At 58.0% G+C, this 12128-nt stretch carries 11 protein-coding genes; 4 read left to right on the top strand and 7 right to left on the bottom strand.

Annotated features, from left to right (window positions below; all coding sequences use genetic code 11):
• The 6 genes from C4N04_RS27330 to C4N04_RS27305 all read right to left on the bottom strand — a co-directional run.
• Positions 1–199, bottom strand: a 199-nt coding sequence (locus C4N04_RS27330) for an acetyl-coenzyme A synthetase N-terminal domain-containing protein (protein ID WP_280954359.1), incomplete at its 3' end; no start/stop codon positions are given.
• Positions 200–350: 151 nt separating this feature from the next.
• Positions 351–1685, bottom strand: a complete 1335-nt coding sequence (locus tag C4N04_RS27325; RefSeq protein WP_077988851.1) for an FAD-binding oxidoreductase — start codon at positions 1683–1685, stop codon at positions 351–353.
• Positions 1686–1873: 188 nt separating this feature from the next.
• Positions 1874–2752 carry an ABC transporter permease gene (locus tag C4N04_RS27320; protein ID WP_077988936.1) on the bottom strand — a complete coding sequence of 293 codons (879 nt, stop codon included), beginning with the start codon at positions 2750–2752 and terminating at the stop codon, positions 1874–1876.
• A 32-nt stretch (positions 2753–2784) separates the two neighbouring features.
• Positions 2785–3735 (bottom strand): ABC transporter permease, encoded by a 951-nt coding sequence (locus tag C4N04_RS27315; protein ID WP_040112436.1) that lies wholly within the window; start codon positions 3733–3735, stop codon positions 2785–2787.
• Between the two features lie 68 nt (positions 3736–3803).
• Positions 3804–5474, bottom strand: coding sequence for a peptide ABC transporter substrate-binding protein (locus C4N04_RS27310; RefSeq protein WP_077988937.1), 1671 nt, complete (start codon positions 5472–5474; stop codon positions 3804–3806).
• A 58-nt stretch (positions 5475–5532) separates the two neighbouring features.
• Complete coding sequence (locus C4N04_RS27305; RefSeq protein WP_077988852.1) at positions 5533–7176, bottom strand: ABC transporter ATP-binding protein; 1644 nt, start codon at positions 7174–7176, stop codon at positions 5533–5535.
• Between the two features lie 214 nt (positions 7177–7390).
• Between C4N04_RS27305 and C4N04_RS27300 the strand changes: the two genes are divergently transcribed.
• The gene (locus C4N04_RS27300) at positions 7391–8059 is read left to right on the top strand and encodes an FCD domain-containing protein (RefSeq protein WP_040112438.1); all 669 of its coding nucleotides are present in this window, start codon (positions 7391–7393) and stop codon (positions 8057–8059) included.
• A gap of 111 nt (positions 8060–8170) precedes the next feature.
• On the opposite strand, the gene C4N04_RS27295 is transcribed toward C4N04_RS27300, so the two are convergent.
• Positions 8171–9091, bottom strand: coding sequence for a LysR substrate-binding domain-containing protein (locus tag C4N04_RS27295; protein WP_183739658.1), 921 nt, complete (start codon positions 9089–9091; stop codon positions 8171–8173).
• Between the two features lie 70 nt (positions 9092–9161).
• Here C4N04_RS27295 and C4N04_RS27290 point away from each other — a divergent pair, with 70 nt between their 5' ends.
• Genes C4N04_RS27290 through C4N04_RS27280 form a run of 3 tightly spaced genes read left to right on the top strand, consistent with a single transcriptional unit; the run spans position 9162 to position 12084 of the window.
• Positions 9162–10373 carry a four-carbon acid sugar kinase family protein gene (locus tag C4N04_RS27290; protein ID WP_077988853.1) on the top strand — a complete coding sequence of 404 codons (1212 nt, stop codon included), beginning with the start codon at positions 9162–9164 and terminating at the stop codon, positions 10371–10373.
• Positions 10370–11344, top strand: a complete 975-nt coding sequence (gene pdxA, locus C4N04_RS27285) for a 4-hydroxythreonine-4-phosphate dehydrogenase PdxA (protein ID WP_077988854.1) — start codon at positions 10370–10372, stop codon at positions 11342–11344. Before C4N04_RS27290 ends, pdxA begins: the two co-directional genes overlap by 4 nt.
• 11 nt (positions 11345–11355) lie before the next feature.
• Complete coding sequence (locus tag C4N04_RS27280; RefSeq protein ID WP_077988855.1) at positions 11356–12084, top strand: 4-hydroxythreonine-4-phosphate dehydrogenase; 729 nt, start codon at positions 11356–11358, stop codon at positions 12082–12084.
• Positions 12085–12128: the final 44 nt, after the last annotated feature.

Genomic DNA, 12128 nt, shown 5'->3' with positions numbered 1-12128 from the left:
ACTTGATCGAGACCTTGCCGGTAAAGGAGGTGTTCTTGACTTTGGTATAGGGCTTGAACCAGTCGATCCGCTTGCCGTGCTTGCCCCAGAACTTGTCCGGATCCTCGACGCTCTCCTCGTACCATTTTTCGTATCTTTCGCGGTCGATGAAGGCGCCCGCCCGAATGGCGCGAGGAACGGCATAAGCTTCGATAGCCACGGTTTAAGCTCCTTGATATTGGCTCGGGCAAGTTGATTCCGTGCGGTCAACGCGAATCCTGAAGCCCGTTCTGTCTGAATTCCATTGTCCGCTTGGGCCCGTCTACGGGCACACTGACAGTAGGACCTTGGACTGCAACCAACTTTGACCGCTACATCATTTCCGGCCGCCTGATTGCGGAACCATCAAGGAACCGGCTCAGCCTGTAGGGCGAGATGTCCGTGATCGGGGTCTCGTTCATCACGATTTCGCTGACCAGACGACCTGCCCCGGGCCCGATAGCAAAGCCGTGTCCGCTGAACCCCGCGGCAATCACGTAGCCGGGCAATCGTTCCACTCTTGAAATCACGGGAACGAGATCCGGCGACGTATCGATGAGCCCGCCCCAGGCGCGCTCGACCCCGATTCCCTTGAGCGCTGGGTATTCGCTTTCCAGGTTCCTCAATGCGAGCTTCACGAGCTCTCCGTCAGGCGCAGGATCCAGAATGCGGTTTTTTTCGAATGGCGAGATTTCATCGTTCTCCCAGCTGCTGAGAGCATCAGGTCCATTCCAGAAGCTGCTGTTCAGACGGTACTTCAGCTTTTTGCCGATCTTGCTGCGGTACATCTGATAGAATTTGAACGCGTATCGCATCCCTCGCGGCGTGATGTCGAGCGTACCACGTCCCGGCACGGCAATCGTGTAGGCGCCGTCTGTCCGACGTCGCAACACGAAGTTCGAAGCCGAAAGACATCCTGCTTGAATGATTTCGGGCGCCCGGGTCGTCTTAATTGCGGTCCCGGCGATGTTTGCGACGGGTAGCTCTATGCCATATCGATGAGAAAAGCGGGAAGCCCATGCTCCGCCAGCGCAAACAACAGTACCGGCTTTCACGAGCCCTCGCTCTGTCCACACGCCTGCCACCCGGCCGTTGACAATGTCGAGGCCCCGAACGGCGCAGTTTTGATGGAGCGATACGCCCTTTTCCTTCGCGGCCTCGGCGATGGCAGGGACAGCAAGACTGGGCTCGGCTCGCCCATCTGTCGGAGACCACACGCCTCCAACCCAGGACGACGTGCCGCCCGAAGCCCGCTCATTTGCTTCGGAAGCACTGAGGATTTGGCTATGAAATCCTTGAACGCGTGCAGCCTGGCCCCACTTTTCCCAACGAGCGACATCGGCCTCGTTTTTGGTGCAGTAAAGTATCCCGGTTCGACGAAAGCCAAGATCACGGCCTATTTCCGCGCCCAATTCCTCCCAGCGCCGCAGACTGTACATGGCTAGCGCGAGTTCATACAGGTCGCGGTTCTGCTGGCGAACCCATCCCCAATTGCGGCTCGACTGCTCGCCACCAACGATGCCTTTTTCGAGCAGGGCGACTGATACCCCTTTTCGGGCGAGCTCATAGGCCGTGCAGGTACCCACGATCCCTGCCCCGATAACGACGACGTCGACCTCGGTTGGAAAAGAGACGCTATCACTTACTTTTTGAACCTGGACCGGCATAGTCACTATTCCTCTGGCATCGTGCTCCAGTCATCGCCGACAGGAACGATAAAGCTCAACAATCAGTCATCGCGAAATACGGAACATTCCAGATACCTGGGGCGGCGATAGCCCCTCCTCGGTTCCGCCGACATTACGTACGCGTCAGTGGCAGATGTCTCTTTTGGTGGCACCCGAGATGCGGTTTCTCAACTGTGATCACCGCGAACATCAAGCGCATCGCGTAACCCGTCGCCGATGAAGTTGAAGCTTGTTACAGCGATCGTAATGGCCGCGCCCGGAATGATCGCCAGCCACGGCGCCGTCCCAAGATATTGCTGTGCGCCGTTCAGCATATTGCCCCAACTGGGCAGCGGCGGCTGAATTCCATAGCCGAGGAAGCTGATATAGGCTTCCATCAGGATCGCCCGGGCGACAGTCAGGGTGGCCGCCACGATGATCGGACCCATCGCGTTGGGAAGGATCTCGCGGAACATGATATGCGTTGCGCTCAGTCCCAGCATGCGGCCGGCAAGCACGAATTCACGCTCGCGCAGCGAGCGGACCTCCGCCTCGACAATGCGGGCAACTTCCATCCAGCTCGTCGCAGCAATGACCACGGTAATCATGATCGGGCTTGGCTTCAGCGCAGCGGCAAGAGCAAGCACGAGGAAGATGGACGGGAAGGAAAGGAAGCCATCCACGGCGCGCATCAGCACCGTGCCGACGAGGCCACCCCGATATCCCGCCACAACGCCGACAAGGGTTCCGATCAGTGTCGACAACAGCATCGCCGAGAAACCGACCAGGAGCGAAATACGGCCCGCCATGAACAACCGCGCCGCCAGGTCTCGTCCCAGCGGGTCGGTGCCCAGATAATGTCGGCCGGTCAGCGGCGGCGCGAAGCGGGCGCGCAGATCGATATAGAGTGAATCGTACGGCAACAGATGGGGGCCCACGACGCATGCCAGCGTCAGGAGAGAGATCATCACTATGCCGATGAGGGCCAGATGGTGGTTCATGAAACGGTGCGCAGTTCGGCTGTTCCACCAGCGCTCCCGGCGCGAATTTGCAGCAATGGCAGTCATGATGGCTGACTCCTGATGAGCGTTCATGGCGCTTAACTCAGACGGATGCGGGGATCTATGATGGCGACAACGATGTCGGCGGCGAGGTTGCTCACCACGACAAGGATTGCCGAGAACATCAGCAATCCCATCACCACCGGGTAGTCACTATAGCCGAGGCTGTCGAGGAACAGGCGTCCCATGCCCGGCCAGGTAAATACCGTCTCGGTGACCAAAGCACCTGTCAGGATACTGGGAAGCTGCATCCCAAGGAGCGTGATCATCGGTAGCAGTGCATTGCCGATAACATGTTTCATCAGGATGCGGCGCTCACTTAGTCCTTTGGCGCGGGCTGTCTTGATGAATTCCTGATTGATAACGTCGAGAGTAGCCGTTCGCATGTAGCGGCTCCAGATGGCGACATGCACGAGTGCGAGCACGACGCTGGGCAGAATAAGATGGTGGAGATAGTTCAGAACGGACTCGTCGCCGATCGTGTACATGTTACCGGCTGGCAGCCAGCCCAGTCTGAGCGAGAATACGTAAATGCCGATCAGGCCGAACCAGAAAGTCGGGATCGAAAGGGCCACCATCGCACCGACTGTCGCCATGTAGTCGAAAATGGAATAACGCTTTGTGGCGCCGCGAACACCGATCCACGTGCCGATAGCGATCGCGATAACCGTGGACGATCCCATCAGCAACAGCGTTGCCATGAGGTGCCGTCCAATCACCTCGAGAACTGGCGCCCCGTCGCGGAAGGAGTGGCCCCAGTCTCCTCTCAAAAGGCGCCAGGCCCAATCCAGATACTGGATCCACAGAGGACGGTTCAGGCCTAACTGCTCCGTAAGTCGGTTCAAGTCATCCTGCGTCATACTCGCATCGAGCCCAAATTGTGCCAGAGGCCCGCCGGGAATGAGGTTGAGCACCGCGAAGCCAATGACGGAAACGATCAGAAGCAGTACTAGGCTCTGAGCGAAGCGGTTAAGTAGGAAGCTACGCATTCAGCTCTCCCTGTGATAGCGCCAATAGAGGTCGCCGCCGCGGCGCGCGGCGGCGACGTGAGGTTTACTCAGCTCTTCCAGTGCCAGCCGGCGGCATGCCACGATGCCGTGCGCGTGTTTGTATTCGGTTCCCAGCCTTCAAGGCCTTCCTTTGTGCCAACCACATAGGTGGCGGCAAACAGGGGAAGAAAAGGAAGGTCCTGACGCACGATTTCCTGAATACGGAAATAGATTTCGCGACGCGCTTCCCGATCGAACGTTTGGGCACCCTTCTTGAGCAGCGCATCCACCTCCGGATTGGAATACTGGCCGACGTTCGATCCCTTTCCACCCTTCGCGGCAATCGCGCTGCTCGCAAGACGGTTGGTGGCGTCGGGGTCTGCGGCAATCAGATGCGTGACGCCCGAGATTGCCGTGTCGAACTGTGACTTTAGCCAGAATTCGCCAAACATGACGGCAGCCGGCAAATTCGAGATGGTCATCTGGACGCCAATTTCCGCGAATGTCTGCTGCAGGAACTGCTGCACCTGCTCGCGGAGATTGTTGCCTGATGTCGTCGAGTTGTTGAACGCCAGCCTTACCCCATTCTTCTCACGTATTCCGTCCGACCCCGGTACCCATCCGGCGTCGTCGAGGAGCTTACGTGCGGCGTCGAGATTGAACTCCTGCGCCGGAAGGTTCGGATTGAAGTAGTACGACTTCTTTGGCATGAAGGTTTCGGTCGTTGTGACCACGCCAAAATAGAGCGCGTCGATGATCGCCTTTCTGTCCATTGCGGCATAGAGTGCCTGGCGCACCGCCAGTTCCTTGAACTGCGGCCGCTCGAGATTGAGATAGAACGACTCGACGGAGGAACCGGGCACCAGGCTCACCACGCGGCCCGGCAGTTTGCTGGCTTCCTCGTAGTGGTCGGCCGTGATGTAGGCTTGGTCTGTGAGGTCGATGTCACCGCTCTTGAACTGGGTGTAGAGCACCGTCTGGTCAGGAATGTACTTGAATACGACCTGTTCGACATACGGGCCGTCTCCAAAATAATCCGGGTTGGCCGCCAGCTCGAGATGGTCGCCGGCGACACGCTGGCTCCACTTGAAGGCGCCGGTGCCAACGGGCGCCTGATTGAAGGCTGCTGCATTCGGATCAGCTTCCTTCTCGAGAAGATGTTTTGGCACGATGAAGGTTTCGGTGAGAAACGACAGGTAAGGAGCGAAAACCTGCTCCATGCGCCAGGTGATTTCCGTTGGGGAGACCACCTTGATATCTCGCACAAGCGAATGGCCGCCTGTGCGCCAGGCGCGGAACTTCGGATTTGTGATCAGTTCAAGGGTGAACTTCACATCCTCGGCCGTAAAGGGCTTGCCATCATGCCAGCGAACATCGTCACGCAGACGGACGCGCCAATTCAGGCCATCCTCGGAGATGCCGCCGTTCTTCTGCGTGGGCACTTCTGCCGCAAGATTGGGCTGGACCTCGCCGTTGGGATCCATGCGAAATAGGGCGTCGAAGAGCGAGAAGTGTACCGCATCGTCCACTTCGATATGTGCCATCAGCGGATTGAAAACGGTCGGTTCCTGCGACAGCCCGACCACGACGCGACCCGCAGGTTTCTTGTCGGCGGCCCGAGCAATGTCAGGCTTGCCGATCAGGTTAGCAGCAGCAAAGCACGCGATGCCGCCTGCTGCCATCAGGCGCAGTGCGTCGCGCCGAGAATAGTTCGTTTTAGTTGTGGATTCTTCCGTCATTTTCATTCCCTCTCTTTTGCTCATTAGGAAGCTACTGCCAGGAGCTAATTGAACTTTCTCAAGCGTCTCTCCGTCGTTCTCCCGGGATTGCAGCCACAAGTTCACGCGTGTAGTCGGATTGCGGTTTCAGGAAGATCTGTGACGGGGGGCCGCGCTCGACGACCCGGCCCTTTTGCATCACTGCAATTTCGTCGCAGATCTGGCTGGCGACACGAAGATCATGGGTAATGAAGACCATTGATACGCCCGTCTCGCGCTGGATCTGGTCAAGCAGCTTGAGGATCTGGGCCTGGATCGACACGTCGAGTGCGGAGACAGCTTCGTCGGCAATCAGCAGCTTAGGCTTGAACATCAGCGCCCGGGCGATGCCAATGCGCTGTCGCTGACCACCCGAGAATTCGTGCGGGTAGCGGCCGAAGGCGCCAGCATCGAGACCGACGTGGGAAAGCAAAGCGCGGGCCTCTTCGCGCGCCTGTGCGTAGGGCATACCATGTGCGACGGGCCCGACGGTCAGTATCTGACCGATAGTGGAGCGCGGATTGAGCGAGGCAAAGGGGTCTTGAAAGATCATCTGAATTCGAGGGCGCAGCGGCCGGAACTCGGATTCCTTGAGCTTGACGATGTCCCTGCCCTCAAACAGGATCTGACCGCTGTCGCTGTCCTGAAGCTTGATCAGGAGCCGTCCCAACGACGATTTTCCGGAGCCGCTCTCGCCGACAATGCCAAGGGTGCGGCCTGCAGACAAGGTGAATGAGGCCTCCTGCACCGCAGGCACTATACGCTGGCTGCCGAACAGCGCGCTGCCGCTGCGATAGGTCTTGCACAATCCGTCGACCGCCAGAACCGTCTCGTCGCTAGTGTGCGACTCGAGCTTTCTGTCTTCGCCCGTGAGGTGCGGAACGGCGGCGATCAGCCGCTGGGTATAGGGGTGGCTGGGGGAATTGAGAACTTGATCGGCGGTGCCCTGTTCGACAATCCGACCTTTCTCCATAACGACGACGCTGTCGGCAATTTCAGCCACGACGCCGAAGTCGTGGGTGATGAACATGACGCTCATGTCCTTGCGGCGCTGAATGTCACGGATGAGCTTCAGGATCTGCGCCTGCGTGGTTACGTCAAGGGCTGTCGTCGGTTCGTCTGCGATCAGAACGGTCGGCTCAAGGGCGAGCGCCATCGCGATCATGACGCGCTGGCGCTGACCACCGGAAAGCCTGAAAGGATACTGGTGGTACATCAGTTCCGGATCGGGCAGGCCGACTTCGGTCAGCAATTCGAGCGCGCGGTCACGGCGCGAGGCCTTGGTGCCCACTCCATGAGCTGCCATCACTTCAGTAACCTGCTCCCCGACCGTCATCAGCGGGTTGAGCGCCGAAAGCGGATCCTGAAAGATCATGGACACGACGCGGCCGCGCAGCTGGCGCAGCTTTTTAGCCGGCGCGCCGACTATGGCCGCTCCATCGAGATTGATCGCACCGGAAGAGACTGGGATAATCTTCGGCAAGAGTCCCATGATCGTGTTCGCCGTTACCGACTTGCCCGATCCAGACTCCCCGATGATACAAAGGATCTGACCACGCTTCAGGTCGAACGAGACGTTTTCGACGGCATGAGCCCTCTCCATGCCCTTCGGCAGGTCGACTGTCAGAGCACGAACCGAAAGCGCTGCGTCGTCTGCTGTAACAGCTTCAGTCGTAACGGCCATCGATATATCTCCCTTGTTACGCAGCTTCTTGATTGAGGTTCTTGTCGCGGCCCACGCGTGCCGCTCATACCTCTCGAGCGGTGCACAGCTGGTCCCGGGCTTCAGCGCCATTCGCTACCAATCTGCGTTGGTTCTGCGATTAATATAAGATTGGTCTTGCCATTGGTGTCAATATAGATCAAATTGGTTTCGCGAAATATTTATCGGAGGGCACATGAGCGTGGTGCTGAAGGATTTCATTGAAGCGGAAGGTTTGGAGCCAGGGGATCGACTACCTCCTGAGCGTGACTTGGCGCTGAAACTCGGGCTGCCGCGTACCGCCCTCAGAAGGATGCTCAGTTCGCTAGAGAAGGAAGGCCGCCTCATCAGGCATGTTGGCAGAGGGACCTTTATCGCCGGAAGCGGCGTAAGTTCCAGCGCCCTCCGCCGCCCGGCAATCAGTGAGGGAGACACATTGCGCACCTATCCGGCGGAAGTCTTTGAGGCGAGGCTGATCATCGAGCCGAAGATCGCGGCGTTGGCAGCGTTGCGCGCCACCAGACAGGAAGTCGAAGAAATGCAGAAATCAATCGCCCGAGGCAGCGCATCGGAATCTCTGGGCGAATTCGAGAAATGGGATGCCGTCTTTCACCGCATCATAGTCCAAGCTGCCCGTAATGGTCTTCTTGCCTCCCTCTATGAAGGCATTCACGCAGTGCGAGCGGGAAACCTGTGGGGAAAAATGAAAGAACAATCGCTGACCGCTGAGCGCATGACGGCCTATATCGTCAGCCATCAGGCGATCCTCGACGCAATAAAGGATCGTGACAGTAGAGAGGCCGAGCGAAACATGTACGACCACATCATTGACGCCAGAAGCAACATACTCGGTCCGAGTATATGAGGCTTTGGTCTGAGCAATTGGTATCGAGGTTGTCGCGTGTCCACCGTCTCGGCCTGCGATCCTCGCCATGTCGCCCATCCAGCCGACAATCTACGTAACCGAGCACCGGCCTCAGGGTGTTGCTAAGGGACCAAACTGTCGTCGAAGCCAGGAGAGAAAGTTTCGTTTCCTTGAATCGTCTTCGAAAGGAAGACGGCTCAATAAGATGTAGTTGTAGCCGTTGCTGGAGAACCCCCGCGGCGCTACCAACTGCCCGCTTTCCACGGCGTCGGCGACCAGCGGCTCTGGACCGATCGCGGCGCCTAGCCCAGCGATTGCCGCTTCGATGCTCAGATAAAAGTGTTCGAACATCTGGCTGCTGGGTGGATTCGGATCTTCGATCTGGTTGTCCGCGATATATCGTGTCCAGGCATCTCGACGCGTAGCCGAATGAATGCGAGGTAGGGAGAGGATGTCATTGCCGCCAGATGCCAATAGGCCTGGCGCGCATATGGGGCCGACACGTTCTTCGACCACCGTTTCCATAAACAGGTCCGGCGACCAGCTAAAATCGTTTCTCCGGAGCGCCAGATCAATATGACTCCGGTCGAAGCTTACAGGTCCGCCAGCGGCCAATACATGAACTTCAATGTCCGGATGAAGTGCATTAAATTGCGGCAGGCGCGGGATTAGCCATCGCTGCGTGAATGTCGGTTCACATGAGAGAACCAGCGGTGCCGAACCGCCACCTTTGATCTCTTCGCAACAGTCGCTGATCTGGCGAAACACCTCACTCATCGTAACAAGCAGACGCCGACCTGGGTCGGTTAGGAAAACGGCCCTGTTTCTTCGCTCAAAAAGGGCCACTCCCAGGTCTTCCTCAAGCAAGCGGATTTGCTTGCTGACGGCGCTGTGCGTGACGAACAATTCGTCGCCGGCACGCCCGAAATTCAAATGTCGTGCAGCTGATTCAAAGACTCTGAGCGCGGATAAAGACGGAAATCGTGCGGCCATATCTGTGAGATAAAGTGAAGAATTTCGGTCAGAATTCATCATTTTTTCGGCAAAGGCAATAGCGTTAATATCCTCGTCGTTACATTAGAAAACCGACAGGACCACGATTTTGAAGGTAGGAATCCTAGCCGATGATTTGACGAGTGCAACCGATGGCGCCGGCCCATTCGTGAGCATGGGGCACAGATGCCTTGTCTTCACAGACTACCGGCGATGGTCGCCTGAAGAAGTCGCGATCGTCTCCGTCAACAAGGCAAGTCGCACCGCTTCCGCTGAGGGCGCTTTCGATCGGGCGACGCAGGCGGCAAAAAGCCTGGCAACCGCGGATATCCTTTACAACACCGTTGATTCCACCATCCGCGGCCACGTTGGAGCTGAGATAACAGCCGCGCTCGCGGCTTCCGGTCGGGCAATTGCAATCGTCGCTCCGGCTTTCCCCGCAGGTGGACGAACCACTGAAGGCGGGCGGCAGCTTCTTCGTGGCGTGCCGTTGGAGCAAACCGAATTTGTCAAAGACCCGCTACATCCCATAACGGACTCCCATCTTCGCGCCTTGTTTCGAGACATTCCGGAGGCAGAAGTGCGCTATCTCACGCTTGCGGACGTGCGGGCATTGAGATCCGGTGAGCTTGTCGCCGATGGCAGAAAGTTGCTGATCGCCGATGCGACTGTGCAAGAAGACTTGGCCCTGCTGGTGAACTCGGCGGCCGATCCGAAGTCGGTCCTTTGGTGTGGATCTCCGGGCCTGGCAATCGCGCTGGCGGATTATGTGGGCCGGGCTGGTGAAATCGCAGGGCCTACGGCCACAGGGTCTCTTAATCTCTTTGTCATCGGTAGCATCAATCCGCAGAGCCGCGAGCAATGTTCAAGACTGATAAGCACCGGCAACGTCCGGCAGATCATTATCGACTCGGAGGCAGCGTCTCGCTCTCCCGCTCTCGCCGCCGAACGCGCCGCTGCGGAGTACAACCGATTTGGAGCTGGCGGAGATATTATTCTAACCACCTCCGGAGGGAGTGCGTCGGCCAATCCTCGGTCCATCGCAACCGCTCTTGGCCAGGCTGTGCGGGCAGTTATGGGGAGTCATCCCGTGACCGGGCTTTTCCTCACGGGCGGTGACACTGCCGAGTCCGTGTTGAGCGAACTTGCGTTCAATTCCCTCGAACTCCTGAGCGAGGTCGAGCCTGGAATTCCGGTCGGCCGCACCACGGGGCCGCATCCCATTCACATTATCACAAAGGCGGGCGGCTTCGGTTCGCCGCATATCCTGCTGAAATCAGCCGAACTGCTTCGGGGCCTCTGGCTTGGAGATAAGAAATGAAGAAGCCTATTGGAATCACCATGGGCGATCCCTGCGGGATTGGCCCGGAAATTATCGCCCGTGTTTTCGCGGACGGGCTGCCGGAACAAGCGGTGGTGATCGGTGACACCAAAGTAATGGAGCGCGCGGTCCGCGTCCTCAATCTTCCCCTGCAGGTGCAGCCTATCGCGTCAGTCGATAACGTTCTGCCAGACAGCGGACTCATAGCCGTTCTCAACGTCTCGGATTTACCGGATGATTTGCCCATCGGTCAGGTGGACGCTCGTGCCGGGCGTGCCAGCTACGATTATGTCGTACGGGCGATCGACGAAGCGGTGGCGGGAAACATCGGAGCAATCGTCACCGCTCCGATCAACAAGGAAGCGATGAAGCTGGGCGGGCTCAATTATCCCGGCCATACGGAAATCCTTGCTGAGCGGACGGGGACCGACAAGTTCGCGATGATGCTCGCGAATGACGAGCTGCGCGTCATTCTGGTCACGATCCACGTATCATTACGCGATGCCATCGACCTCGTGACAGAGAATTCGGTTTTCCGAACGATCGAATTGGCACACTGGGCAGGCAAGGCTTATGGGATTGCGGCGCCACGCGTTGCGGTGGCCGGCCTCAATCCCCATGCTGGTGAAAACGGTATGTTCGGACGCGAAGATCTCGACATCATCGCGCCGGCAATCAGCCGGGCTCAGGAAGTCGGAATAAACGCGTCCGGTCCCTGGCCCGGAGACACGATTTTCATGCGGGCTCGCAGGGGCGAGTTCGATATCGTCGTCGCGCAATATCACGACCAGGGCCTCATCCCGGTCAAGTATCTCGGTATCGACAACGGCGTCAACGTCACCATCGGTTTGCCTTTCATCCGTACCAGCGTCGATCACGGTACGGCATTCGACATCGCCGGCCAGGGTAAGGCCGATCATTCCTCTCTTCGCTACGCCTTCGATCAGGCGCTGCTTCTCAACGCAATCTAGGAGCGCTTTCGATGCCTCGAACTTCTCCCAACTTCATTTTCATGCTGACCAATCAGGATCGCACCGTTGCCGACGCAGCTGAGCGCCTCAAGGATGTGCTTGCCGCCGGCATCACGCATGTGGGGTTCAAGGATATTGGCCTGCCGTTCGATAAACTCCTGGGCCTTGCTTCGGCAATCAAAGCGGCAGGTGCCACACTTTGTCTTGAAGTGGTCAGTCTTGACGAGGAGAGCGAGCGACGATCGGCGCAGGCCGCGGTCGACCTCGGCGTCGACATTTTGATGGGTGGAACCCGACCGAACATCGTTCTGCCGGTCATAGCCCGCAGGAACATCCGCTACTATCCCTTCCCCGGCAAGATTGTTGGCCATCCGAGCAAGCTGGAAGGAACGATCGAAACGATCGTGGAAAGTGCTCGTCAACTGGCGGCAATCGACGGTGTGAGCGGTCTTGATCTGCTCGCTTACCGCTTCGATGGCGATGTCGAAGAGCTGATGACGCGCGTGTGCGAAGAAGTGGAGAAACCTGTGGTGGTTGCCGGATCGATCGACAGCCCTGAACGGATGGCGGCCGTGGTGCGATCCGGAGCTGCAGGATTTACCATCGGAACAGCGGCTTTCAACGGCGCTTTTTCCGGCAGTTCGAATCTGCGGTTTGAGATCGAGACGGAGATCAACGTGCTCGGACGGATTCAGGCTGACTCGGGCAGTGCGGCAGCCTCCGCATTAAGAACCGACTAAATCCAACCTTCATCGAACATTAATTGCGATCTTTACGATTTGGC

This window comes from Rhizobium sp. H4 (genome assembly GCF_003013335.1).
Lineage (GTDB): Bacteria > Pseudomonadota > Alphaproteobacteria > Rhizobiales > Rhizobiaceae > Rhizobium > Rhizobium sophoriradicis.
Note: the sequence above shows the minus strand (reverse complement) of the source record. Positions and strands in the feature narration are given on the sequence as shown.